At 69.6% G+C, this 22,826-nt stretch carries 28 protein-coding genes; 14 read left to right on the plus strand and 14 right to left on the minus strand.

The window, feature by feature from the left end:
* Nucleotides 1–187: 187 nt before the first annotated feature.
* Together ABEA24_RS04590 and ABEA24_RS04595 are read right to left on the minus strand one after the other, a co-directional pair.
* The gene (locus ABEA24_RS04590; protein WP_345429334.1) at nt 188–1,402 is read right to left on the minus strand and encodes a hypothetical protein; all 1,215 of its coding nucleotides are present in this window, start codon (nt 1,400–1,402) and stop codon (nt 188–190) included.
* A 38-nt stretch (nt 1,403–1,440) separates the two neighbouring features.
* Nucleotides 1,441–2,190, minus strand: coding sequence for a CAP domain-containing protein (locus ABEA24_RS04595; protein ID WP_345429335.1), 750 nt, complete (start codon nt 2,188–2,190; stop codon nt 1,441–1,443).
* Nucleotides 2,191–2,464: 274 nt separating this feature from the next.
* Between ABEA24_RS04595 and rplM the strand changes: the two genes are divergently transcribed.
* From rplM to ABEA24_RS04615, 4 genes are all read left to right on the plus strand, one after another.
* Nucleotides 2,465–2,908, plus strand: a complete 444-nt coding sequence (gene rplM / locus ABEA24_RS04600; RefSeq protein ID WP_345429336.1) for a 50S ribosomal protein L13 — start codon at nt 2,465–2,467, stop codon at nt 2,906–2,908.
* Nucleotides 2,909–2,941: 33 nt separating this feature from the next.
* Nucleotides 2,942–3,448 (plus strand): 30S ribosomal protein S9, encoded by a 507-nt coding sequence (gene rpsI / locus ABEA24_RS04605; RefSeq protein ID WP_345429337.1) that lies wholly within the window; start codon nt 2,942–2,944, stop codon nt 3,446–3,448.
* A gap of 174 nt (nt 3,449–3,622) precedes the next feature.
* Nucleotides 3,623–4,963, plus strand: coding sequence for a phosphoglucosamine mutase (glmM, locus tag ABEA24_RS04610; protein ID WP_345429338.1), 1,341 nt, complete (start codon nt 3,623–3,625; stop codon nt 4,961–4,963).
* A gap of 162 nt (nt 4,964–5,125) precedes the next feature.
* Nucleotides 5,126–5,332, plus strand: coding sequence for a dodecin family protein (locus ABEA24_RS04615; protein ID WP_345429339.1), 207 nt, complete (start codon nt 5,126–5,128; stop codon nt 5,330–5,332).
* 52 nt (nt 5,333–5,384) lie between these two features.
* Here the strand turns inward: ABEA24_RS04615 and ABEA24_RS04620 are convergent, their stop codons facing one another.
* The 9 genes from ABEA24_RS04620 to ABEA24_RS04660 all read right to left on the minus strand — a co-directional run bounded on the left by ABEA24_RS04620 (nt 5,385) and on the right by ABEA24_RS04660 (nt 11,829).
* Nucleotides 5,385–5,801 carry a hypothetical protein gene (locus tag ABEA24_RS04620; RefSeq protein WP_345429340.1) on the minus strand — a complete coding sequence of 139 codons (417 nt, stop codon included), beginning with the start codon at nt 5,799–5,801 and terminating at the stop codon, nt 5,385–5,387.
* A gap of 9 nt (nt 5,802–5,810) precedes the next feature.
* Nucleotides 5,811–6,341 (minus strand): DoxX family protein, encoded by a 531-nt coding sequence (locus tag ABEA24_RS04625; protein WP_345429341.1) that lies wholly within the window; start codon nt 6,339–6,341, stop codon nt 5,811–5,813.
* Between the two features lie 90 nt (nt 6,342–6,431).
* A complete protein-coding gene (locus ABEA24_RS04630; RefSeq protein WP_345429342.1) occupies nt 6,432–6,914 on the minus strand; it encodes a hypothetical protein in 483 nt (160 codons plus the stop codon).
* Nucleotides 6,911–7,414, minus strand: coding sequence for an RNA polymerase sigma factor (locus tag ABEA24_RS04635; protein WP_345429343.1), 504 nt, complete (start codon nt 7,412–7,414; stop codon nt 6,911–6,913). The genes ABEA24_RS04630 and ABEA24_RS04635 overlap by 4 nt, the downstream gene beginning before the upstream one ends.
* Nucleotides 7,411–8,304, minus strand: a complete 894-nt coding sequence (locus tag ABEA24_RS04640; protein WP_345429344.1) for an alpha/beta fold hydrolase — start codon at nt 8,302–8,304, stop codon at nt 7,411–7,413. The genes ABEA24_RS04635 and ABEA24_RS04640 overlap by 4 nt, the downstream gene beginning before the upstream one ends.
* Before the next feature lie 123 nt (nt 8,305–8,427).
* The gene (locus ABEA24_RS04645) at nt 8,428–9,144 is read right to left on the minus strand and encodes an ABC transporter permease (protein ID WP_345429345.1); all 717 of its coding nucleotides are present in this window, start codon (nt 9,142–9,144) and stop codon (nt 8,428–8,430) included.
* A complete protein-coding gene (locus tag ABEA24_RS04650; RefSeq protein ID WP_345429346.1) occupies nt 9,141–10,052 on the minus strand; it encodes an ABC transporter ATP-binding protein in 912 nt (303 codons plus the stop codon). Before ABEA24_RS04650 ends, ABEA24_RS04645 begins: the two co-directional genes overlap by 4 nt.
* Entirely contained in the window at nt 10,049–10,939 is an 891-nt protein-coding gene (locus ABEA24_RS04655; RefSeq protein ID WP_345429347.1) for an ABC transporter permease, read from the minus strand. Before ABEA24_RS04655 ends, ABEA24_RS04650 begins: the two co-directional genes overlap by 4 nt.
* A complete protein-coding gene (locus tag ABEA24_RS04660; protein WP_345429348.1) occupies nt 10,936–11,829 on the minus strand; it encodes an ABC transporter ATP-binding protein in 894 nt (297 codons plus the stop codon). Before ABEA24_RS04660 ends, ABEA24_RS04655 begins: the two co-directional genes overlap by 4 nt.
* A 291-nt stretch (nt 11,830–12,120) precedes the next feature.
* Here ABEA24_RS04660 and ABEA24_RS04665 point away from each other — a divergent pair, with 291 nt between their 5' ends.
* From ABEA24_RS04665 to ABEA24_RS04680, 4 genes are all read left to right on the plus strand, one after another.
* Nucleotides 12,121–12,813: a hypothetical protein gene (locus ABEA24_RS04665; RefSeq protein ID WP_345429349.1), complete on the plus strand. Its 693-nt coding sequence runs from the start codon at nt 12,121–12,123 to the stop codon at nt 12,811–12,813.
* Nucleotides 12,814–12,952: 139 nt separating this feature from the next.
* Complete coding sequence (locus ABEA24_RS04670; protein WP_345429350.1) at nt 12,953–13,672, plus strand: VC0807 family protein; 720 nt, start codon at nt 12,953–12,955, stop codon at nt 13,670–13,672.
* Nucleotides 13,673–13,704: 32 nt separating this feature from the next.
* On the plus strand, nt 13,705–14,718 hold the full coding sequence (locus ABEA24_RS04675) for a glycoside hydrolase family 113 protein (RefSeq protein WP_345429351.1): 1,014 nt from the start codon (nt 13,705–13,707) through the stop codon (nt 14,716–14,718).
* Between the two features lie 92 nt (nt 14,719–14,810).
* The gene (locus tag ABEA24_RS04680) at nt 14,811–16,262 is read left to right on the plus strand and encodes an ATP-binding protein (RefSeq protein ID WP_345429352.1); all 1,452 of its coding nucleotides are present in this window, start codon (nt 14,811–14,813) and stop codon (nt 16,260–16,262) included.
* 67 nt (nt 16,263–16,329) lie between these two features.
* Here ABEA24_RS04680 and ABEA24_RS04685 read toward each other — a convergent pair whose 3' ends face one another.
* Both ABEA24_RS04685 and ABEA24_RS04690 read right to left on the minus strand, forming a co-directional pair.
* Nucleotides 16,330–17,586, minus strand: a complete 1,257-nt coding sequence (locus tag ABEA24_RS04685; protein ID WP_345429353.1) for an SUKH-4 family immunity protein — start codon at nt 17,584–17,586, stop codon at nt 16,330–16,332.
* A gap of 93 nt (nt 17,587–17,679) precedes the next feature.
* Nucleotides 17,680–18,093: an ATP-binding protein gene (locus ABEA24_RS04690; protein WP_345429354.1), complete on the minus strand. Its 414-nt coding sequence runs from the start codon at nt 18,091–18,093 to the stop codon at nt 17,680–17,682.
* A gap of 88 nt (nt 18,094–18,181) precedes the next feature.
* Here ABEA24_RS04690 and ABEA24_RS04695 point away from each other — a divergent pair, with 88 nt between their 5' ends.
* The 6 genes from ABEA24_RS04695 to nagA all read left to right on the plus strand — a co-directional run bounded on the left by ABEA24_RS04695 (nt 18,182) and on the right by nagA (nt 21,816).
* Nucleotides 18,182–18,997, plus strand: a complete 816-nt coding sequence (locus ABEA24_RS04695) for a helix-turn-helix domain-containing protein (RefSeq protein WP_345429355.1) — start codon at nt 18,182–18,184, stop codon at nt 18,995–18,997.
* Entirely contained in the window at nt 18,994–19,149 is a 156-nt protein-coding gene (locus ABEA24_RS53435; RefSeq protein ID WP_425551139.1) for a DUF397 domain-containing protein, read from the plus strand. Before ABEA24_RS04695 ends, ABEA24_RS53435 begins: the two co-directional genes overlap by 4 nt.
* A 34-nt stretch (nt 19,150–19,183) precedes the next feature.
* The gene (locus ABEA24_RS04700; protein WP_345429356.1) at nt 19,184–19,306 is read left to right on the plus strand and encodes a DUF397 domain-containing protein; all 123 of its coding nucleotides are present in this window, start codon (nt 19,184–19,186) and stop codon (nt 19,304–19,306) included.
* 75 nt (nt 19,307–19,381) lie between these two features.
* On the plus strand, nt 19,382–19,852 hold the full coding sequence (locus ABEA24_RS04705; protein ID WP_345429357.1) for an AAA family ATPase: 471 nt from the start codon (nt 19,382–19,384) through the stop codon (nt 19,850–19,852).
* Entirely contained in the window at nt 19,849–20,604 is a 756-nt protein-coding gene (locus ABEA24_RS04710; protein ID WP_345429358.1) for a tRNA(His) guanylyltransferase Thg1 family protein, read from the plus strand. Before ABEA24_RS04705 ends, ABEA24_RS04710 begins: the two co-directional genes overlap by 4 nt.
* A 57-nt stretch (nt 20,605–20,661) precedes the next feature.
* Nucleotides 20,662–21,816: an N-acetylglucosamine-6-phosphate deacetylase gene (gene nagA, locus ABEA24_RS04715; RefSeq protein ID WP_345429359.1), complete on the plus strand. Its 1,155-nt coding sequence runs from the start codon at nt 20,662–20,664 to the stop codon at nt 21,814–21,816.
* Here the strand turns inward: nagA and ABEA24_RS04720 are convergent.
* Nucleotides 21,813–22,691, minus strand: coding sequence for a helix-turn-helix transcriptional regulator (locus ABEA24_RS04720; RefSeq protein WP_345429360.1), 879 nt, complete (start codon nt 22,689–22,691; stop codon nt 21,813–21,815). The genes nagA and ABEA24_RS04720 overlap by 4 nt on opposite strands.
* Between the last annotated feature and the right edge of the window lie 135 nt (nt 22,692–22,826).

Raw genomic sequence — 22,826 nt, forward strand, 5'->3', positions numbered from 1 at the left:
CGGCGGCGCATCGGCGGCCTGGGGGGTGACGAGGGGGTCCTCGGCCGGGGGGCCGCCGCGGCCCGACCCCGGCGGTGCCGGGGGCGGCGGGTACGGCGGCGGAGGCTCCGGCCCTTCCTTTTCGGACGGTACGAAAGTCTCGTCACGGCCAGACATGGGTCACTAGATTATTAGCGAATGGCGGCCATTATGCGGGTTTGCCGACCATTGACCGATAGTTCAGGGCTGGTCGCAGATTGCTACCTACTGTCGCATTCTGGACGAACGCGGTGACGCCGGAGTAGTCGCTCGTGGCGATCTTCTTCCCGGTCGGGTACTGCACCCAGCTCATGATCAGGTAATGGCCCTCGGGGTCGGCGGTCGTGAGCGACAGCCCTTTACCGACCTTGCTGGTGGACCCCGTGCCCGGCAGTGGCAGGACGTACGCGTCCTTCGGGCGGGACGCCTTCTGCGCGGCACTGGCCACGCTGTCCGTCTTGAGGTTGAGCACGCCGATGGTGCCGACGAACTTGCCGTTGCTGAACGTCGCCCGCAGCACCTGGGTGCAGCCCGCCCGCTTGACGGCCTTGACGAAGGTCGTGCCGTGCACGCCCTTCGCACAGCTGGACTCCGAGCGCCATGCCGTCAGCACGTAGCTGCGGCCGCCTGCCTTGAACTTCCTGTTCTTGAAGATCTCGCTCAGCGTCAGCGGCTTCGGGTCGGTCGCCCGGCTCGCGAGCCGCTCGCCCTTCCCCGTCTCGGTCGGCGTGGGCGTCGGGTTCGCCGTCGGCGACTGCTTCGGGGCGGCGGCCGCCTTGGTGCTCGCCGCGGGCGGCTTCGGCTTGTCGTCACCGCCGCCGCCGGACAGCGCGAAGGCCGCTCCGCCGCCGAGGACCACGACGCCGGCGGCGACGGCCGCGCCGATGATCAGGGGCTTCTTGCCGGAGCCGGACCGCTCCTCGCCGCCGGGGGCGAAGGAGGCCGCGTCATCGCCGTACGCGCCCGGGACCTCTCCGTACCGACCGGGGCCGCCAGGAGGCCCGTAGCCGCCCGTCCCGGCCCCGTACGGGTTTTCCGTCGAGTCGCCCGGGCCAGAGCCGTAGCCGCCTGCTCCGCCTCCGTACGGGCCTTCCGCGGGGCCGCCGGGGCCGGAGCCATAGCCGCCGGCCTCCTGGCCGTGGAACCGTGTCTCCTGCTCGGGTCCGCCCGGCTGCTGAGCGCCGTAGGGAGGGGCCTGGTCGTACGAGGGCGGGCCGCCGTACCGGTTCGCGGGCTCCTCGTCCTGGCGAGGGCCGGCGCCGTACGGGCGATCGAAAAGGGAACCACCGCCGTTGGCCTGGTCCTCGGCCGGGCCGTACGGCGACTGCGGCGGCTGCGGGGGGCCCCAGCCGCCGGGTTGCTGTTTATCACCCGGAAAAGCCATGAACGCGACCCTACCTGGTCGAATGCGTGATCAAACGCTTACTCGTAGCCGAAGTCCTGCGTCCACCAGGGGCCGCCCGAGCCGTACGCGACGCCGATTCCGACGGCCTTGAGCTTGCAGTTCAGGATGTTCGCCCGGTGCCCCGGACTGTTCATCCACCCTTGTAGGACGGCCGCTGCGGTCGGGTAGCCCTTCGCGATGTTCTCCGCGCCGGGGACCGTGTACCCGGCCGCCTTGATGCGGTCCCAGGGGCTCCGGCCGTCCAGCGAGTTGTGGTCGAAGTAATTCCGGTCACGCATGTCCGCGGAGTGCAGCCGGGCCGCGGTCCGCAGTCGCGTGTCCACCCGCAGGGCCGTGCAGCCGTGCTGGGCGCGCTGGACGTTGGTGAGGCGGACGGCCTCGCTCTCCGCCCGGGCGGCGGCCGACGTCCCTCCGCTATTGGCCGGGGCGGCGGCCTTGGTCGACCGGGTGGCGTGCGGAGTGGCGCTGTGCGACGGCGACTTCCGCTTGGGGGCCGGGCTCTTGGACCGGTGGGCCGTCTTCGACGGGCGCACGCCGGGGGCGGAAGGGCGGACCGCCGCACCCTGGGGGCTGGGTGGGACGGCGGCGTCGCGCACCGGGGTGGTGGCGGGCAATGGAGAGTGCCGCTGCGCGGCCTTCCAGAGTGAGTTGGCGGCCAGGCCGCCGGAGACGAAGACCGCGATGGCCAGCAACACGAATGCCTGGACGCGGCGTTTCACGCGCTTCGCGGACAGGGGATCCTCCTGGGGGCTGCGGAGGACCAGCACTATATGCCCGTTAAGTGCGTCAAGTGCGACGTTCCGGGATAGTCCCAGGTATAAGGTGTCCAAGAGGGCAGCCGTACGATCGTCACGTCTGACGACGGAACGACGGCTCAGGGCGCTCGCTTTGCCCGCTGGCGTGTGGGCCGGTATTCTGCTAGTTCGTTGTGTGCGTCAGCGTGCCCGTCATCGGGTCGCTCGACCCACCGGGCCTGCGGCGGCACAGACCGTCCGGCGGACCCAGTCTCTGTTGTCAGACACGAAACGAAGGCTTACGACCGTGCGCACCTACACCCCTAAGCCCGCTGACGTTCAGCGTCAGTGGCACGTCATCGACGCGACCGATGTCGTGCTGGGTCGGCTGGCCAGCCAGGTCGCGACACTGCTTCGGGGTAAGCACAAGCCGATCTACGCCCCGCACCTCGACACGGGTGACTTCGTCATCATCATCAACGCCGACAAGGTGGCGCTGTCGGGCAAGAAGCTCGAGCAGAAGAAGGCCTACCGTCACTCCGGCTACCCGGGCGGTCTGCGCTCCGTCGGCTACGGCGAGCTGATGAAGAAGAACCCCGAGCGTGCCGTGGAAAAGGCGATCAAGGGCATGCTTCCCAAGAACTCGCTGGGCCGCAAGATGGCCAGCAAGGTGAAGGTCTACGCCGGCCCGAACCACCCGCACCAGGCGCAGCAGCCGGTTCCCTACGACATCAAGCAGATCGCGCAGTAACGCGCGGTATCGAAAGAGATCCAGAGGAGTACCGTGGCCGAGCCCACCGGTGTCGAGACGCCCCTTGAGGGCGCCGAGTTCGAAGAGTACGTGGGGGACTACACCTCCGAGTCCGCGGAGGTCGTCGTCGAAGACGCTCCTCGCCCGGTGCTGACCGGCCCGGCCGCCGGCACCGGCCGCCGCAAGGAGGCCATCGCGCGCGTCCGCATCGTCCCGGGTTCCGGGAAGTGGACGATCAACGGTCGCTCCCTGGACACGTACTTCCCCAACAAGGTCCACCAGCAGGTCGTGAACGAGCCGTTCGTGACCCTCGGCCTTGAGGACCAGTTCGACGTCATCGCCCGCGTTGGCGGCGGCGGCGTCACCGGCCAGGCCGGTGCGCTGCGGCTGGGCATCGCCCGCGCCCTGCAGCTGGTCGACCCCGACAACCGCCCGGCCCTGAAGAAGGCCGGCTTCCTCACCCGTGACGCGCGGGCGAAGGAGCGGAAGAAGTACGGCCTCAAGAAGGCCCGTAAGGCTCCGCAGTACAGCAAGCGTTGATCCTGCCTGTCCGCCACCCTGCCCGTTCCGCTCATGCGGCGGGCCGGGTCGGCGGACAGGATCTCGGCGGTCCCGCCACGCGGTGGGGCCGCTGATCGCTTTTCTTCCGCGGTCGCGTCTCGGCGAGCGGATCGGGGCGCGGCCAGTCCGTGCGTTCGATCGTGGGGTGTTGTAGTGGCGCGTCTGTTCGGGACCGACGGCGTACGCGGGGTCGCGAATCGCGACCTGACGGCTCACCTCGCGCTCGACCTGTCGGTCGCGGCCGCCCGCGTCCTCGGCGAGGTCGGCGCGTTCGAGGGACACCGGCCCGTCGCGGTGGTCGGCCGGGACCCGCGCGCCTCCGGCGAGTTCCTCGAGGCCGCCGTCGTCGCCGGCCTCGCCTCCGCCGGCGTCGACGTGCTCCGGCTCGGTGTGCTCCCCACCCCCGCCGTGGCGTATCTCACACAGTCGCTCGGCGCGGACCTCGGCGTCATGCTCTCCGCGTCGCACAACCCCGCGCCCGACAACGGCATCAAGTTCTTCGGGCGCGGCGGGCACAAGCTCCCCGACGACATCGAGGACCAGATCGAGGCCCACCTCGGCGAGGAGTGGGCCGGCCCGACCGGCCCCGGCGTGGGGCGGGTCCGCGACGCGCAGGGTGAGGTCGAGAGCTACATCGCCCACCTGCTGTCGACGCTGCCCGGCTCCCTCGACGGCGTGCGCGTCGTCGTCGACTGCGCCCACGGCGCCGCCTGGGGCGTCTCTCCGGAGGCCCTGCGCCGCGCCGGCGCGTCCGTCGTCGCCATCGGTGCCTCGCCCGACGGTCTGAACATCAACGACGGCTACGGCTCCACCCACCTGGATCACCTGCAGCGCGCGGTGCTCGAGCACGGCGCGGACGCCGGCATCGCCCACGACGGCGACGCCGACCGCTGCCTCGCCGTCACCGCCTCCGGCGAGGCCATCGACGGCGACCAGATCATGGCGATCCTCGCGCTCGAGCTGCGGGAGGCCGGCAAGCTGCCCGGTGACACGGTCGTTGCCACGGTCATGTCCAACCTCGGGTTCAAACTCGCCATGCAGGAGCAGGGCCTGGGCGTCGTCGAGACGGCGGTCGGCGACCGCTACGTCCTGGAGGCGATGAAGGCCGGCGGGTACGCCTTCGGCGGTGAGCAGTCCGGCCACGTCATCATGCTCGACCACGCCACCACCGGCGACGGCGTGCTCACCGGACTGCACCTCCTGGCCGCCATCGCCCGCCGGGGCCGCCCGCTCGACGAGCTCGCCAAGGTGATGACCCGGCTGCCGCAGGTGCTCGTCAACGTCAAGGGCGTCGACAAGTCCAAGGCGAAGACGTCTTCCGAGCTGGCCGCCGCGGTCCAGGCCGCCGAGACCGAGCTCGGCGACAGCGGACGGGTGCTGATCCGCCCGAGCGGCACCGAGCCGATGGTCCGCGTCATGGTCGAGGCCCCCGAAGAGGAGCAGGCCCGCACCGTCGCCGAGCGCCTCGCCGAGGTCGTCCGAACCGCTCTCTGACCACTCGAGCGCGGCGAGCCGGTGCAGGCGCCTCGGGCGCTCCGAGCATCGTCATCAATTTACGTGGGCGGCCGATACGCCCAGCGTGGGTGCGGGTAGACGTCGATCACGACGGCCGTGCCGTCGAGCGGCGGTCACCCACGAGACGAAGGTCGAGCACCCATGGCATCAGTGGCGCGTGTCACCGAGATCAGCGCCATCTCGGAGAAGAGTTTCGAGGACGCGGTGAAGGTCGGCATCAGCCGGGCGGGCGAGACGCTGCGCAGGCTCCAGTCCGCATGGATCAAGGAGCAGCAGGTGCAGTTGTCCGAGAGCGGGGACATCACCGGCTACAAGGTGAACATGCTGGTCACCTTCGTCCTGGAGTGACCCGGCGAACGCGCCGACTCCAGTCGGGGGCGCGTTCGCCGAGCCGCGTCGGTCAGGCCGTCAGCAGCCCGGCACCGAGGCTCAGCACGCCCGCGGCGAGGGAGAGCGCTCCCGTCCACACCACCCAGATGAACCGGTTGGGCCCCGTGGCGTTCCGTCCCGCCGAGGCGGCGAAGAACCCGGCGGACATGAGGATCGCCGCGACGGGCACGCCCAGCCGGGCCACCCACAGCAGCACGCCGCTCAGGCCGGTGGCGTCTGCGTAGAGCAGGCCGATCAGACTGAGCAGCACGAGGACCCCGGCGTGTCCGTGGCCGGCCCGCGCGAACGCCTTCTGGAAGTCGGTCATCGGCACCCCGCCACGGGCGATCTTGGTCATGAACCAGCCGCCGACCTCGATGGTGACGATGGTGAGCAGAACGGCACCGGCGATCATCCGTGACTCGGTGCTGAGGGTCAGGGCGTGCATGGCGATCTCCTAAGGTGTGGGCGCCAGGTCGGCGGAGCCCCGGCGCAGGCGCTGAGCGAGGCGCCGGAGCGCCGTGTCGTCGGCCGATCGGGTCGTCCAGACGGCGACGGCGATGTAGAGGATCTGCTCGGGGACGCGCAGCCACAAGGACGTCGGCTGCTCGCCGTGGAACGGCACGTGGTCGACGGCCGCGTAGACGTTCGCGGGGATCAGCAGGACGAACAGGGCGACCAGTGCGATCCCGGCGGCCTGCCGCGTCGCCGGGATCACCAGTCCGACGGCGCCCAGGAGCTCCAGGACGCCCGTCAGGTACACCATCGCGTCGGCGAACGGCACGAACGGCGGGACCATCCGGACCAGGTCGGCGTGGTTCGGCATCACGGTGACGCTCGCCGGAACGAAGTGCGCGCTCGCGGTCATGACGAGCATGAGCGCCAGCGCGTGCGCCGCACTGGCCGACCAGCCGCCGAACCGCCGTACGCCGAGCGCCCCTAGCAGGCGGAAACCCAGCAGGCCACCGGCGAGAACGAGGTAGACCATGGCCCTCCGATCACAGTGGATAGTGACACTATCCAATCCTGGACACTGTCACTATCCAATAGGTCGGAGAAAACCGCAAGGCGGACGCGGTCAGCGCTCGGTGCGCGCGGCCGTTCGCTCGGCGATCCGTCGGATCACCCCGGAGCCCGGGGTACCGCCGAGGACGTGCGACAGCGGATGGACGAGCCGAGCACCGGGCACGCGCAGCGCACCCATGAACGCGAACCTCGTACGATCCGCCTCGGCCACCGCCGCCATCCCGCCGATCAGGAATCGGCTCTGCATCCAGCACCATCCCGGGCGGAGCACGACGTCGAACCGTGCTCGCTGGCCGAACCGGCCCCGTGCCAGCGCCTCGAACCGGTCCCCGTCCGCCCGGGTGACCCGCATGGTGCGGACGTCGGTGAGCAGGTGCGGGAACTCGCTCTCGAGGTCGGCGGCGACCGCCCACACCTCCTCGAAGGGCAGGGCGAGCACGTCCTCGGCGTACACCGCGCCGGGGACGGCCGCCGCCATGATCCGCAGTCGCCGTACGGAGTCGAGGCCGGCCTCGGGCCATATCGTGTCGGTCATCGCCATGCCTTCCGGAAGCTGAGCCGAGCCCTGTGCAGCCGTGACTTCACCGTCCCGGTCGAGATCTCCAGCAGTTCGCCGACGGCCCGTTCTCCGTGTCCCTCCAGATCACGGAGCACAAGGACCGCGCGGTGCTCCGGTGACAGCCGGCGCAGGACGTCACGGATGTCCGCGGCCAGTTGTGGATCGCCCGGCTGGGGCACGTCGTCCAGTTCGGCGGGCCGGGCGCCCTGCGAGCGCCGCGCCATCCGTACCGCCTCCCGTACCGCGATCGACCGTGCCCAGCCGAAGAGCGCGCCGGGATCGCGCAGCCCCCGGATGCCACGGAAGATCGCGATGAGCGCCTCCTGCGCGGCGTCCGGGCCGTCGTCCAGCGCGATCGGCCCGCAGATCCGGCCGACGTACGGGGCCAGCAGGTCGAGCAGGTCGTGCATGGCCATGCCGTCGCCGCGCTGGGCGGCCCGGACCAGCGCTGCGGCACGCTCCGACCCGTCGTTCACCCGATCCCCGCGCGCATCGATCCGGCGGACAGCGTGGTGATCGCGTCGGCGACGAGGACCGGATGCTCGTCCGCGAGGTAGTGGCCGCCGGGGACGACCCGGACCTCCAGATCGGTGGCGTGCCGCTCGCCTCCCGCCAGCGCCTCGTGAGACATCGCGAAGTCGTTCGCGCCGAAGAGGATCGTCGTCGGCACCGTCAGCCGGAGCGCCCGGTGTCGGTTACGGACGAGCCGCGGGATGTCCCGCAGCACGTACTGCCAGTGCAGTGCCCGGCCGGCGTGAGCCCGCTCGCGCGGCCGTACGGACTCGGTGAACTCGTCGAGGTCGGCACGTCGCCACACTCCCGCGTCGGTCACCCCTCTGCGAAGGATGTACCGGGTGAAGGCGGGCCAGTGTCGCAGCACGAAGCCGCCGGCCACCGGGTACTCCCACGGGATCGTGTACCACACCCGCCACGCGTGCCGGATGAGACGCCGGTGCTCCGGCCACGGATGGATCATGCTGAGCGCCAGGAACCGGCCGAAGCGCTCGGGGGCCCGGAGGCAGACCATGAAGCCGACCCACGCCCCCCACTCGTGGCCGACCAGGAGCGGCCGGTCCAGGCCCAGCGCGTCAATGAGCGCCAGCACGTCGTCCACCCGCGTGTCGGTGTCATAACCCTTGTAGGGGGCGTCGGACCAGCCGAACCCCCGGAAGTCGGGCATGATCAGCCGGTGGCGGTCGGCGAGCAGCGGTACCACGTGCCGCCACGCGTACCAGTGCTGCGGGAACCCGTGGAGCAGCAGGACCGGCGGTCCCTCCACCGGGCCCGCCTCGGCCACGTGGAAGCGCACTCCACCCGCCTCGACGAACCGGTGTTCCACTCCCTCGACGTGCGGCATCGCTCGCATCCGCGCTCTCCTCCCTACGGCCGACGACGCCCCGGTGAGTCGCCGTTCATCCATAGGGAGGAGCCGATCCGCCCGAACGTTCCCGCCGATTTCTCGTTCCGGCGGGACCGGGCACCGGTCCGGTTACTCGGTGCCGGTGATGGACAGGGTACGGAGCTTCCAGCCGGCGTACGCGACGCCCGCGACGGTCACGACGATCAGCAGCGGCACGGCGGTGGACGTGCCGACCCCGGCCTTGACGGCGGTCGCGTTGGTGACCATGTCCGTGACGCTGATGCCCCACTGCTGGATCGACAGCGTCTTGGCGCCGGAGGCGTACCGTCCGATGAGGCTCTCCCAGACGAGGGCGTAGATCAGCCCGATCGTCACCGCGAACCGGCTGAGCACCGCGATGGCGATGAACAGCGCGCAGTACGCGAGGCCGGCGACCAGCGCCCCGATCGCGAACCCGGTCGCCAGCCCGGCCGTGAGGCCGGTCATGATGACGCCCGAGATGAAGATCGGCACGACGCCGAACAGGACGACGAGGACGACCGCGACGGCGTACTTCGTGGTGGAGATGACCGGGCGCGCGATCGGCTTGGTCATGATGTACATGATCTGGCCGTCGTCGATTTCCGGCCCGATCACCCCGGTGCCCGCGAGCAGCGCGAGCAGCGGCAGCAGCGCCCCGAGCCCGAACTGCTTCAGCAGCAGCGTGGCGTTGTCCAGGTCGCTGTGGCCGCTGACCCGCAGTCCGATGCTCAGGAACAGCAGCAGCGCGGGCAGGGCGAACAGCAGCAGGGCCCGCCGCCGGCTCAGCATCCCGCGGAACGTGATCGAAGCGATGACAGTGTTCACGATGCCACCAGGTACGAGAAGACGCTTTCGAGGGACTCGTCGGCGGGGGAGACCTCCCACAGCCGGATGTCGGCCTGCCGGGCCAGCTGCGGCAGCTGCACGGAGAACCGCCGGAAGTCGACGGCCTCGACCTCGAGCCCTCCGGAGGTCAGCTCGACGCCCCGCGTCGACGGGTCGGCGATGAGCGCGGCGGCGAGGCGGCGGTCGTCGCTGGACCGGACGACGAACATGTGCGGGCGGTCGGTCATCAGCCGCCGGATGGCCCGGAAGTCGCCGGAGGCGGCGTGCCGCCCGGCGACGACGACCTCGATGTGGTGCGCGAGCCGCTCGACCTCTTCGAGGATGTGCGAGCTGAACAGCACCGTACGGCCCTCGGCGGCCATCTTCCGGATGAGGTCCATGAGGTGCAGCCGCTGCCGGGGGTCCATCCCGTTGAACGGCTCGTCGAGCAGCAGGACCGGCGGGTCGTGGACGAGCGCGGAGGCCATCTTGACGCGCTGCTTCATGCCCTTGGAGTAGGTGCCGATGGCCCGGCCGGCGGGCTCGACCATCTCCACCTGCCCGAGGGCGCGTTCGGCGGCGGCCTCGGGATTGGGCAGGCGGTGCAGCTTGGCCATCGCGCGGACGAACTGGCGGCCGGTGAGGAAGTCGTACGCGGTCTCCCGCTCGGGCACGAGGCCGATCTGCCGGTACACCGACGGGTTCTTCCAGATCCGCTGACCGTCGACGGTCACCTGTCCGCTGGAGGGGGCGAGGAAGCCGCCCATCATGTGGATCAGGGTGGACTTTCCGGCGCCGTTCGGCCCGAGCAGGCCGGTGACGCCCGGTCCGATCGTCATCGTGACGCCGTTGACCGCGACGACGTTGCCGTACCACCGGGACACGTCCCGGATCTCCAGAACGGTCATCGGGAACCCGCCTTCCGGAACCGCAGGTAGAGGATTGCGACGGAGCCGGCGACGAGGGCCGCGCACACGAGGGTGAACACCGGTCCGCCGAGGCCCGAGGGCGGTGGCTCGGGCGCGGACTGCTTCGCGTGGAGCGCCCAGACCTGGACGCCGTCGACGAGGTTGAACGGCGCGAACAGGCCGGCCCACTGGGCCAGGGTGAACTGCGTCTGGTTCTCGGCGATGCCCTGGACGGCGGCGACCGCCGTCGTGCTGAGCAGGTAGACGGCCATGACGGCGGTCACGCCGAACCCGCGGCGCGGCGTGAACGCGGCCACGACGAGGCCGATGCCGGCGAGCACCAGCGCGTAGATCAGGCAGCCCGCGACGCCGCCGAGCCAGTGCACGGTGTGCGTGCCGAGGTGCTTCTGCTTGGTGACGAGCGCGCCGACGAAGAGGAGCGTCACGGGCGTGGCCAGCAGGATGAACAGCGCGGTCGTGAACGCGGTGTACTTGGCCAGCACGTAGTCGAGGCGGCTCACCGGGCGGGAGAAGTACAGCGGCGTCACGTGGAACCGCAGGTCGCGGGAGGCGAGCACCGGCGCCTGCGCCGCCAGGAAGATCGCGATGAGGGGCTGCAGGTACGTGGCGTAGGCCGAGTACCGGATGAGGTTCACGTTCTGCCCGGCCCCGACCTGGGCGGCGATCGCCGTGATCGCCACGCTGATCGCGGCGGGCATCAGCATGATCGCGAAGAGCAGGAACGGCATGATCTTCGCCTTGACCGGCCGCCCCAGGCCGAACGCTGCGCGCAGGTTGTACGTGAACAGCGACCGGACGGCGTACGCCCGGCCGAGGCGTTTGCCGTCGTAGTGCCGGTACCCGATGTCGTGGATGACGCTCGTCACTGCGAGAACACCTCTTCGATGCGGTGGCGGCGGTTCTCCATGCGGACGAGGGCCAGTCCGAGGTCGGCGACCGAGTCGCGGACGACGTCGTACGTGGTCTCGCCGGCGATGTCGACGAGCAGCAGACGGCCGTCCGGGCGGACGCGCAGCCCGGTCGCCGCGAGGTGCTCGCCGAGGCGATCCATCTCCTCCTCGACCTCGACCGCGAGCACGCCGCTCGCCTGCGTGAAGGCGGCGACCGCCTGCGACCGCAGCAGGTGCCCGCCATCGATGATCACCAGGTGGTCGGCGACCCGCTCGAGTTCGCCGAGCAGGTGCGAGGTGACGAGGACGCTGATGCCGAACTGGCTGCCGATGCGCCGGACGAGGGCGAGCATCTCGTCGCGTCCGGCCGGGTCGAGCCCGTTGGTGGGCTCGTCGAGGAAGACGAGCTTCGGGTCGTGGACGAGTGCCTGGGCCAGCTTGACGCGCTGGCGCATGCCCGTTGAGTAGCCGCCGATCGGGCGGTACCGCTCCTCGTACAGCCCGACGTGGCGCAGGGTGTCGGCGGCGCGCTCCCGCGCCGCGGTGGCCGGCAGGCCGGACACCCGGGCGACGTGCACGATGAACTCGGTGGCGGACATGTCCGGCGGAAGGCAGTCGTGCTCGGGCATGTAGCCGACCAGCTCGCGGATCTTCATGGACTCGCGCGCGATGTCGAGGCCGAGCACCTGGGCCTGGCCGCTCGTGGGTTCGAGCAGGCCGAGGAGGATCTTGATGAGCGTGGACTTGCCCGCACCGTTGGCGCCGACGAGTCCGACGACCCCGGGCTCGATGTCGACGGTCAGCTGATCCAACGCGAGCACGCCGGGGAAGCGCATGGTGAGCCCCCGGGTGGCGATGATGGACATGGTCCGAACCTAGTGGAGCGGCAACGTAGGCGTCGTCACTCTTCGGCACTACGTCTGCCCGTCTTTGGGATGATTCGGCGCCGCCGTTCGACCGATTCCGCCGCGCCGTACGGACGCGGTCGCCGCCTCGCGCGGTAGGGCGCCCTGGCGCGCAGCGGCTCCGCCCTCGACGCGACCGGGCCCGCGAACACGGCCTTCAACGGCAGACCTGCGCGAATACCGTCACACCCCGTGATGACCCTTTATGGCAGCATTCATCCGTCATAGCTGGGCAAAGTAGGAGCAAAAACCATGGGGTGGTGCGAAATGCGGCAGCAATGGCGAACCCGGCTCGGAATCGTGTCGGCCGTCTTCCCGCTGGTGGTCGCGGCGGGCTGCGGGACGAGCGGTACGCCCGCGAGCGGAGGTGCCCCCGCCTCGGGCTCCGGCAGTGCCAAGCTCCCGATCGGCGACGGGAAGGCGCCGATGCCCTCGCCGGGCACCTGCAAGGTCGGCAAGCGGGACGGCCAGCCCTTGCCGGACCGCGACTGCACTCCGGGCGCCGTCAACCCGGACGTCACGCAGTCGAACATCAAACGGACCATCTGCAAGGTCGGCTGGACCAAGACCGTACGGCCGTCCTCCTCAGTGACCCGGGTGATGAAGGCCAAGTCCGCGCGCTCCTACAGCCTCGGCCGCGAGGTACAGAGCGAGTACGACCACCTGGTGCCGCTCGAACTGGGCGGCGCGCCGGACGACCCGCGCAACCTGTGGGTCGAGCCGGGGCGCATCCCGAACCCCAAGGACGCGGTCGAGCACAAGCTCAACGACGCGGTCTGCTCCGGCCTCGTCCCCCTCGCCAAGGCGCAGCGGGCCATCGCCGTCCGGTGGGTCACCGCGTTCGACGACACCGGCCTGCGGGTCAGCGGCAGCAAGGTGTGCCTGCGCGACAACCCGAGCAAGTGCGCCGACAGCCGCCACGGCGGCAGCAGGGACGGCGACTGATCGGCGAAGGCGGGCACAGATCACCGGACCGATATCGGCCGTGACATTCGTACCGGTCCACCGTGGATCGATGGATCTGCCGGGTGACCCTCCGTTCCAGCGAAGCTTGCATCACTGACAAGCGAGCGAAGGAACGAAGATGGCGCAGATCACCTCCCCCGTCACGGCCGACCGGGCCGGCGCGAAGGGCTCCGCTCCGGAGGCGCGCCCGCAGTCCAACGGCGGAGAGCTGCTGAACAACCTCAAGCCGCTGGTGGTGGACGTCGCCCTGCCGGTGGGTTCGTACTACCTGCTGCACAAGGGGCTGGGGCTCGGCCTGGTCATCTCGCTCGCGCTCAGCAGCGTCGTCCCGGCGGCGCGCACGATCGTCGACGCCGTCCGCCGCCGGACCTTCAACGGACTGGCGGGCCTGATGCTGCTCGTCAACGTGGCCGGGATCGCGCTCAGCTTCGTCACGGGCGACGCCCGCCTGATGCTGGCCAAGGACTCCGGCGTCAGCAGCGTGATCGGCCTGAGCATCATCGTCATGGCCCTCCGCGGCCGGCCGCTGATGTCCGCCGGCCTCAAGCCCTTCATGACCAAGGGGAACGCGGCGAGGATCGCCGCGTGGGACCGGCTGACCGCAGGTTCGGTGGCGTTCGGCCGCCTCGAGCGCCGCTACAGCCTCATTTGGGGCGCCGCCCTGCTGAGTGAATGCGTCGCCCGCCTGATCGGCGCCTTCACCCTGCCCATCGAGACGATGGCCTGGCTGTCCAGCGTGATGCTGATCGGCGCGATCGTCCTCGGCATCGTCGTCGGCATGGCCGCCACCCAGCCGATCGAGAAGATGGTCGAGGCCGCAGCCGAGACCGCCGCCTGACCCGTCGAACCCTGAATAAAGGAGGACAGACCATGCGCGCCAAGGGCATCAACTACGACACCGGCTTCTTCCCCGGCGGTGAGAACTCGCGGACGGTCTTCGAGCCCGACGTCGTACGCCGGGAGATGCAGATCATCGCCGACGACCTGCACTGCACCGCCGTACGGATCTCCGGTGGAGACCCCGAACGGCTGACCGTCGCCGCCGAGCACGCGGCCGCGGCCGGCCTGGAGGTCTGGTTCGCGCCGTTCCCCTGCGAGCTGACCCCGGGCCAGATGCTGGAGCTGTTCACCGACTGCGCCGAGCGCGCCGAGGACATTCGCCGCCGGGGCACGGAGACCGTACTGGTCACCGGCTGCGAGGTCAGTCTCTTCGCCAGCGGGTTCCTGCCCGGCGATGACGTCTACGCGCGGATCGCCGCGCTGACCTCCGGCGATCCGGCCGTGTACGCGACGTTCGGCGACGTTCTCGCCAAGGTGAACGCCTTCTTCGCCGAGACGGTGAAGGCCGCCCGCGACCGGTTCGGCGGCCGGATCACGTACGCCTCCGGTCCCTGGGAGCAGGTCGACTGGACGCCGTTCGACATCGTCTCCGTCGACGCCTACCGCGCCGAGGAGAACGCCGAACGGTACGTCGAGGAGCTCCGCTCGCACTTCCGGCACGGCAAGCCGGTGGCGGCCTCCGAGTTCGGCTGCTGCACCTACCGGGGCGCCGCCGCGCGCGGCGGCACCGGCTGGATGATCGCCGACCGCGAGTCGGACCCGCCCCGCCTGAACGGAGACTACGTACGGGACGAGGCCGAGCAGTCGACCTACATGCGCGAACTGCTGGAGATCTTCGAGCGGGAGGGTGTGGACAGCGCCTTCTGGTTCACCTTCGCCGGTTACCACCTGCCGCACCGCCCGGGCGACCCGGTCCACGACCTCGACATGGCGTCGTACGGGGTGGTCAAGATGCTGGAGAACGGCCACGGGACGGCCTACCCGGACATGAGCTGGGAGCCGAAGGAGTCCTTCCACACCCTCGCCGCCGCCTACGCCGGCTGATGCCAAGTCAAGTGATCGACATTGGGCGTTAGTAGTAACTGTACTTATGGTAGGTGCAGTTATCATAAGTACAGTTACGCTAGTCTGGGCAGATGCTGCTCACCAAGCCACAACGCGTCTTTGACCGCTCGTACGAGTGGTCGGCACTGGCCCGGTTCGCAACGTCGGTGAGTCCGCATGCCCGGCTGGGGCTGGTCAGTGGCCGACGCAGGCAGGGGAAGACCTTCCTGCTCCGAGCGTTGGCCGAGGCCACCGGCGGGTTCTACTTCACCGCCGTCGAGGCGACCGCGACGGATTCGCTGCGCGAGTTCGGCATCGCCCTCGCCGAGCACGCGGGGAGCCGCGCGCCGTACGCGCTGAACGACTGGACCGACGCCCTTCGGGTGCTCGGCGAGACCGTGGGCGGCGGGCTGGCGATCATTGATGAGTTCCCGTATCTCATCAAGGCGGACCCGGCCATCCCATCGATCTTCCAAAGAAGGCTCGACGAACTCGCCTCGCGTCCCGGGGAGGACAGCCCGCGCTTCCTGCTGTGCGGCTCGGCGATGTCCGTCATGGGCCGGCTGCTCGCGGCGAACGCACCCCTTCGAGGCCGGGCGAGCATGGAGCTCCTCGTCAACCCGTTCGACTATCGGACCGCGGCGGAGTTCTGGCAGATCGACGATCCCAAGCTCGCGGCGCTGGTGCACTCGATCGTCGGCGGGACGCCCGCGTACCGGCAGGAGTTCGTCGGCGGGGACACGCCGGAATCCCTGGCCGACTTCGACGACTGGGTCGTGCGAACGGTTCTCAGTCCATCGGTCCCGCTCTTCCGTGAGGCTCGCTACCTGCTGGCCGAGGAGACCGACATTCGGGACCCGGCGCTGTACAACTCGGTGCTCGGCGCGATCGCCGCGGGGAACGCCACGCGCGGTGGGATAGCGAACTACATCGGCCGTAAGTCGTCGGAACTCGTCCATCCTCTGAACGTCCTGGAGGACTCCGGGCTCATCGCCCGTGAATCCGATCCATTCCACGCGCGCCGGTCCCGATTCCGCATCACCGAACCGCTCATCACCTTCTATGAGGCGGTGATGCGCCGCTCATGGACGCAACTGGAGCAGCGCCAGGCGCAGCAGGTGTGGAAGCGCAGCCGTCCGACGTTCCTGGCACAGGTCGTCGGGCCGCACTTCGAAGCCATGTGCCGAGAGTGGGCAGTGCGGGCCGATGACGATGTCTTCGGCGACATGCCGGGTGAGGTCGTGGCCGGAGCCATCGCGGATCCGGCCGGCAAGACCCAGATCGAGATCGATGTCGCGGTCCTCTCCTCCTCCGAAGAGCGGCGGATCCTGTCACTCGGCGAGGCCAAGTGGGGCGTCACGATGGGGCTGCGTCATCTGGACCGGCTACGGCGGGCCCGTGACCTGCTCTCGGTGAAGGGGTACGACACATCGGACACCTGGCTCGCGTGCTACTCGGGCGCGGGTTTCGACGACGAACTCCGCGCCGCGGCAAAGCGCGACCGCATCCTCCTCGTCGACTTGGAGCGGCTGTACGCAACATGACCCGAAGCCGGTCCGAGATGCCGCGCCGTCCATTCCGACGGCAAAGAGGCCGACAGCGGCTACAAAGTCAGGCCTGGTGGCCGGCGGGGCCGAGAATGAAGGTCGTCCCCTCATCTTCGGGTACCTTCAGCCCGAGCTTCGTCTCCGCGAGGATGCCGGCGATCTCCTCGCGGTCGCCTGCCCACCCGAGGTAAAGCTCGTCGACCAGGTCGCCCCTGGCGTCGAAGGCCGTGTCATGGCTCTGGGTGTTCCAGAAGACGGCCCTGGGCGACTCCACGTCCTCGGTTCGCTCGGCTACGCGCTCCCAGCATCCCGACGTGGTGGGCCAGAGGGCAGGCTCGGCGACGTACCCCTTCGCGGCCAGACGTTCGAAGGCCCGCAGGATCCGGCACAGGTCGGAGGTCTCCGCGGTGGCCAGGCAGGTTACGGTGCCTTCGCCCGGTTCCTGGGGGCCGTGGGCCGCCGCCATCAACCGCTCCATCGCGGCATCGAAGTCGTCGTCGTCCTCGTCCTCGTCCTCCGGCTCGTCCTCGGGGACGCGGGCCACGAGTCCCTCCCAGGCGAAGACCGACTGAATCTCCGACGGAATGCCGCCCCTCCAGCGGACGTCGACGTCCCGGAGCAGGGCGCCGTCGGCCGAGAACGCGTCCGAGAAGTCCTCCGGCAGGGTCAGCAGTCCGTATTCACCGGTCGCGGACGCGAACTCCTTGCCCGTGACGTGCCGCCACCCCTTCTCGTCCAGCCGATCGAGCACCCGGTCGAAGGCCTCGCTGTGCGACTCGGCAGGCGAATGCGCCCGCTCACGCCTGGCGGCTTCCCGCCGGAGACGAGCGACCACCATCGCCCACCAGCAGTGCGGATGCTTGAATGCCTCAGGATCGAGCTCCTTGAGCCCTGCGGCGATCTCCGCGAGGCGGGCCTTGTCGTCCGCGGGCCGCTCCGCCCAGGGCGAGTGCACGTACGCGCCCAACCGGCGAACGAACTCGGCGAAGGCACGCAGCGTGGTGTTCACGACCTCGAACTGGGGCTCCTCGTCACCGTCCCCTAGGGAAAGGAGCACGACGATCCCCTCGTTCACATCGAGGAAGTACAGCATGTCGCCGTCGGGCCCGGCTCCGCCCAGGACCAGGGCCCGATTGTCCTCGCTCAGCGGGCGGACGGTGAACAGCCCGAGCGGCCCGTCCGGGATGTCCGCACAGAAGTGCCCGCCCGCGAGCCTGGGCAGCCCCGTCTCGGTGAGCAGCGCGAGGTCGGCCGTGGACAACCCGAGTCCCTTCCCCACCTCGACGTCCAGGGTGACGACATCCTCCTCGCCTGCGGCCACGGGATTCCCTTCGGAGGGTTGGGTCTTCCGACGGGAAATGACCGTAGTGCCCTGATCTAGCGGTGTCTCCGGATCATCAACATTGATGATCATCTAGAAAGTGGCCGCCGCGACGTCGAACCAGACCACCATCTGGCCGTTTCCCAGCACCTCGAAACCCCAGTCCTGGGCCAGTGCGTGCATGATCGGCAGGCCGCGTCCGCCTTCGCCGTACGGGTCCTCGACGTAGTGCGGAAGGGTGTCGCCTCCCCTGTCGAGGACCTTGACCCGCACGGTGCTCTCGCGTACGTACGCGAGGACCGTGACGGTGTCTCCACGGCTGTGCCGGACGCTATTCGTGAACGCCTCCGAGAGCAGCAGGACGGCGTCGTCGCACGCCGGATGTGTCGTGCCGAGCAATTCGGTGAGCCATCGCCTGGCGTCCGCGACCGTCTCGGGTGTTGCGGGGAAGATCTGACTACCTGAGCGCATCGGCGACGGCAGATGGCCGGGGATTCTGCGATTCATGCGCACAGCCTGTCTCCGTCGAATTACTCTCGGCTACATCTCGAACGCTCCACGTGAAGATCGAGCACTCCATCTGTCTGGAGCCCCCATGAGCAACGAGCCCATCGACCCGAAGTCGTCCGCCCGCGCGTTCTACGCCGTCCAGCTGAAGCGGCTGCGCACCGAGCGCAAGCTGACCCAGGCCGAACTCGGCGGCCATCCCGCGGTCATGGTCTCCGACAAGCTCATCGGCCACGTCGAGAACTGCTACCGCCCACCGACCCTCCGACTGTCCAAAGGCCTGGACAGGGCGTTCGACATCCGCGAGTTCTTCGAGGGCCTGTACGCCGCCATCAAACGCGAGTCCGGAATCCCCTCGCAGTTCTGGGACTATGCAGAGCAGGAAGCGCTCGCATGCGGCATCAAGTCCTACCAGAACTTTCTGATTCAGGGACTCCTCCAGACCGAGGAGTACGCTCGCGAGGTCCTACGGGTTGGTCAGCGTCCGGATCGCCTTGACGAGCTGGTCGCTGCACGACTGAATCGGCAGGAGATCCTGCGCGGTGATGTCCCGCCATGGTTGACCGTTCTTCTGGATGAGTCCGTCATCCGCCGCGTCGTCGGCGACTCTGGAGTTATGCAGCGGCAACTACAGCATCTCCTGAGACTCATGCAGGAGCCGAACATTACGATCCGGGTCGTCCCGGCTGGGGCTCCGGTCTATTTGTCTGGCGCATTCAATCTGCTGAGCTTTCACGAGGGGCCCGGTATCGCCTACGTAGAGGGCGTCGGCGGTCATGGCCAGATCATCGAGCCCGGAAGACAGGTCAGCGACCTTGAAGTACTGTTCGATCAGGCTGGAGCCCAAGCTCTGCCGGTCGGGGACTCGGCGAAGCTCATCCAGGCGGTCTTGGAGGATCTGTGAGCACTATCCGGGCCTTGGGGACGTGGCGTAAGAGCAGCTACAGCGGTCAGGAAGGCACCGACTGTGTCGAAGTCTTGCGTGTCGACGGGCCGCCGGCCGTGAGTCCGGGTGAGCCGAGAACCGATCGGTTCGGTGGCGTTGCCGGCCGCTGACTCGGAAGTTCATCCGAGTCACCTTGGAGGATCCATGATCACGCTCCACTGTCTGTCCGTGGCGTGGCGCAAGAGCACCTACAGCGGGATGAACATTGACTCGGATTGCGTGGAGGTCATGCGGGTCGACGAGTCGTTCGCCGCGAACCCCGGGTGACCTGAGGGCCGATCGGTGCGATAGACCGGCATCTATGACGGGCCATGCGCTCATGCGAGCAGGCGGGTTCTCGGGATGCCGACGCTGGCGATCCTGATCGGGTTGCAGGCGTCGGGGAAGACGACGTTCTACCGGCAGTGGCTGTCGCCTGCGTACGTGCACGTCAGTAAGGACGATTTCCCGAAGGCGCGGCGGCGGCAAGTTCGTCAGATGCGTCTCGTCGAGGAGGCGCTGGCCGATGGCCGGGACGTCGCCGTCGACAACACCAATCCCTCGCCCGAGGAGTGGAGGCCGCTGATCGAGGCCGCGCGGCGGCACGGGGCGACGATCGTGGGGTACTGGTTCCCTCGCGACGTCCCCGGTTCGCTCGCGCGCAACGCCACGCGTCCAGGGAAAACCCGGGTGCCCGACGTCGGGATCTATGCGACCCTCAAACGCCTGCGCCGCCCACGGCGCTCCGACGGATTCGACGCGCTGCACTCCGTCCGATTCGACGGGGCGGGCGGATTCGACGTCCGGCCGTTGGCGGAAGAGGAGACAGGGTGAGGACCAACGAACTCGAGGCGCGGATGCGGGCACTCGAGTGGTTCCACTCGTTGACCGTGCTGCCGGGCGCGTGGGCCGTCATCCGGGTGGACGGGCGTTCCTTCTCCCGCTTCACCGAGGACCGCTTCGACAAGCCCTTCGACCAGCGTTTCTCCGGTTTCATGACGGAGACGGCACGCGCCCTGGTGACCGAGCTCGGCGGCCGCTACGCCTACACCGAGAGCGATGAGATCTCCGTCCTGCTCGACCGGTCCTCCGAGCTGTTCGGGCGGGAGGTGGAGAAGCTCGTCTCGATCGCCGCGAGCGTCGCCACCGCCGCGTTCACCCTGGCCGTCGGCGAGGCGGTCCACTTCGACGCCCGCGTCTGGGTGGGCACCGGCGTGGACGATGTCGTCGACTATTTCTCCTGGCGGCAGGCGGACGCGGCCCGGTGCGCCCTCAACGGCTGGTGCTACTGGACGCTGCGCGGCGAAGGCCGGTCACGCCGGGAGGCGACGCGGATGCTGCAGCGCACGAGCGTCGCGGACAAGAACGAGCTGCTCTTCGCGCGCGGCGTCAACTTCAACGACGTTCCCGCCTGGCAGCGCCGCGGAATCGGCCTCTGGCGGGAGAGCTTCGAACGGCCGGGACGCGATCCGATCCGGGGCGCCGTCACCGCCGTACGGCGACGGCTCCACGTCGAGAGCGACCTTCCGATGAAGGACGACTACCGCGACCTCATCCGTCGGCTCGCCGAACCCCACTCGCTTTGAAACACGGTGCCCCACCCTCATGCGGTGATCGATCCGCCGTCTGAATAATGTGCACTTGTGATCACATGTGCGAACGCCCGGGTCGTGACCGTCCGGCGTGTTCTGGATCCCGGCTGGCTGACCGTCCAGGACGGGCGGATCCGGGGCGTCGGCGCGGGTGATCCTCCGCCCGGCGACGGGCCGGTGCACGACCTCGGGGGCCGGTACGTCCTGCCGGGCTTCATCGACCTGCACATGCACGGGGGAGGCGGCGCGCAGATCACCACCGACGACGCCGAGGAGATCCTCTCGGCGGTGGCGTTCCATCGCGCGCACGGGACGACGCGTACGCTCGCCAGCCTGGTCACCGACGAACTCGATCGGATGGCCGCCTCCGTCCGTACGATCGCGGACATCATCCGTGGCGATGACGACACGTCGATCGTGGGCGTCCACCTTGAGGGACCGTTCCTCAACCCGGCCAAGCGCGGCTCGCACCACGCCGAGTTCCTGCTGGCCCCGGACCTGAACGCGTTGCGGCACCTGCTGTCCGCCGGGGACGGCACCGTCAGGGTGGTGACGCTCGCACCGGAGCTGCCCGGCGGCATGGACCTGCTTCGCGAGGTCGTCTCGGCAGATGTGATCGCCGCCGTCGGGCACACCACGGCCGACTTCGATCAGGCCCGGGAGGCCTTCGGATCCGGGGCGCGCATCGCGACGCACCTGTTCAACGCGATGCGCGACTTCCACCATCGCGACCCGGGACCGGCCGGCGCCGCGCTGGCCGACGACGCCGTCACCTGCGAGCTGATCAACGACGGTTTCCACGTCCACGAGGAGGCGGTCCGGATCGCCGTGGGCGCCGCAGGGCCGGAGCGGATCGCGCTGATCACCGATGCCACTCCCGCCGCCGGGATGACCGACGGGAGTTTCCACCTGGGACCCGTCCCGGTGTTCGCCCGGGACGGCAAGGTGACGTTGTCCGACGGCACGATCGCGGGCAGCACCCTGACGATGGACGCCGCCGTCCGGCACGCGGTGCGCTGCGTCGGTCTGCCGATCACCACGGTGGCCATCGCGGCGGCGACGACCCCGGCCACCGTGCTCGGCATCGCCGACCGTACGGGCAGTATTCACCCCGGCAAGGACGCCGACCTCGTGGTCCTCTCCGACCGGCTACAGGTCGAGACGGTGATCAAGCGTGGCGTCGTCGTCCACGGGACCCTGCCCTAGCGCGTCACCGGCTCCTGGCGGTGGGCGGACTCGGCGCCGAGGTCGGCGAGGAGGCGCAGGGCCGCCGCAGAGGGGGAGCCCGGCTCGGCGTTCCAGACCATGACGCGCTGGCCCTGGTCGTCCGGGAGCGGCAGGACCTCCTCGGACAGGGTGAGCGTGCCGACGAGCGGGTGGCGGTACTCGCGGGTGTTGTGCATGCAGTCGCCGACCGGGTGCGCGGACCACAGCGCGGCGAACTCCGGGCTCTTCATCGCCAGCTCGCCGACCAGCGCGGTCAGCGCCGGGTCGTCCGGGTGGCGGCCGGCGGCCAGGCGCAGGTAGGCGACGGCGTCGCGCGCCTTCTTCCGCCAGTCCGCGTACAGCTCGCGGGTGTGCGGGTCGAGGAACAGCAGTCGCGCCATGTTCGGCCGGTCCGCCGGGCGCTCGGGGGCGTCGACGTCCAGGTGCCCGGCGAGCAGCGCGTGGGCCATCGGGTTCCACGCGAGGGCGTCGGTGCACCGGCCGATGACCATGGCGGGGACGTCCCCGAAGGACTCGATCATCAGCCGTACGCCGGGTCGGACCCGCTCCGGGCGGGGGCGCCGCCGCGCGGCCGGGGTGGGGCGGGCGAGGCCGTGCAGGTACGCGCGTTCGCCCTCGTCGAGGTTCAGCGCCCGGGCGATCGCGTCGAGGACGGCGTCGGAGGCGTTCTGGCTCTGTCCCTGTTCCAGCCGCGTGTAGTAGGCGACGCTGACTCCGGCCAGCTGCGCGAGCTCCTCACGCCGGAGCCCGGGGACGCGGCGCCGGCCGCCGTAGTGGGTCAGCCCGACGTCCTCCGGCCGCAGTCGCGCCCGGCGTGACCGCAGGAATTCCCCCAGTTCCGCCCGCTTGTCCATGTCATCCAGTATGTCGCCGCGTCCGGCCCGGAGCCTGACCCTGCCAGTGGTACGAACCCGGGGCGTACGCGAGACAGGGGACTGGGTACGGCCCGCCGCGCGCCGGAGTCTCTTCCCGTACGAACTTCCCATCAC

Origin of the sequence: Actinoallomurus vinaceus (assembly GCF_039542055.1) — a bacterium.
GTDB lineage: Bacteria > Actinomycetota > Actinomycetes > Streptosporangiales > Streptosporangiaceae > Actinoallomurus > Actinoallomurus vinaceus.

Excerpts from the sequence above, each read along its gene's own strand:
- ABEA24_RS04700 (WP_345429356.1), top strand. The coding sequence starts at position 19,184 with ATGATCACGCTCCACTGTCTGTCCGTGGCGTGGCGCAAGAGCACCTAC.
- ABEA24_RS04640 (WP_345429344.1), bottom strand. The coding sequence starts at position 8,304 with ATGCGAGCGATGCCGCACGTCGAGGGAGTGGAACACCGGTTCGTCGAG.
- ABEA24_RS04620 (WP_345429340.1), bottom strand. The coding sequence starts at position 5,801 with ATGCACGCCCTGACCCTCAGCACCGAGTCACGGATGATCGCCGGTGCC.
- ABEA24_RS04690 (WP_345429354.1), bottom strand. The coding sequence starts at position 18,093 with ATGAATCGCAGAATCCCCGGCCATCTGCCGTCGCCGATGCGCTCAGGT.
- ABEA24_RS04660 (WP_345429348.1), bottom strand. The coding sequence starts at position 11,829 with ATGTCCATCATCGCCACCCGGGGGCTCACCATGCGCTTCCCCGGCGTG.
- ABEA24_RS04625 (WP_345429341.1), bottom strand. The coding sequence starts at position 6,341 with ATGGTCTACCTCGTTCTCGCCGGTGGCCTGCTGGGTTTCCGCCTGCTA.
- ABEA24_RS04680 (WP_345429352.1), top strand. The coding sequence starts at position 14,811 with ATGCTGCTCACCAAGCCACAACGCGTCTTTGACCGCTCGTACGAGTGG.
- ABEA24_RS04650 (WP_345429346.1), bottom strand. The coding sequence starts at position 10,052 with ATGACCGTTCTGGAGATCCGGGACGTGTCCCGGTGGTACGGCAACGTC.
- ABEA24_RS04670 (WP_345429350.1), top strand. The coding sequence starts at position 12,953 with ATGGCGCAGATCACCTCCCCCGTCACGGCCGACCGGGCCGGCGCGAAG.
- ABEA24_RS04630 (WP_345429342.1), bottom strand. The coding sequence starts at position 6,914 with ATGACCGACACGATATGGCCCGAGGCCGGCCTCGACTCCGTACGGCGA.
- ABEA24_RS04665 (WP_345429349.1), top strand. The coding sequence starts at position 12,121 with ATGGGGTGGTGCGAAATGCGGCAGCAATGGCGAACCCGGCTCGGAATC.
- ABEA24_RS04615 (WP_345429339.1), top strand. The coding sequence starts at position 5,126 with ATGGCATCAGTGGCGCGTGTCACCGAGATCAGCGCCATCTCGGAGAAG.
- ABEA24_RS04675 (WP_345429351.1), top strand. The coding sequence starts at position 13,705 with ATGCGCGCCAAGGGCATCAACTACGACACCGGCTTCTTCCCCGGCGGT.
- ABEA24_RS04695 (WP_345429355.1), top strand. The coding sequence starts at position 18,182 with ATGAGCAACGAGCCCATCGACCCGAAGTCGTCCGCCCGCGCGTTCTAC.
- ABEA24_RS04590 (WP_345429334.1), bottom strand. The coding sequence starts at position 1,402 with ATGGCTTTTCCGGGTGATAAACAGCAACCCGGCGGCTGGGGCCCCCCG.
- ABEA24_RS04720 (WP_345429360.1), bottom strand. The coding sequence starts at position 22,691 with ATGGACAAGCGGGCGGAACTGGGGGAATTCCTGCGGTCACGCCGGGCG.
- ABEA24_RS04705 (WP_345429357.1), top strand. The coding sequence starts at position 19,382 with ATGCCGACGCTGGCGATCCTGATCGGGTTGCAGGCGTCGGGGAAGACG.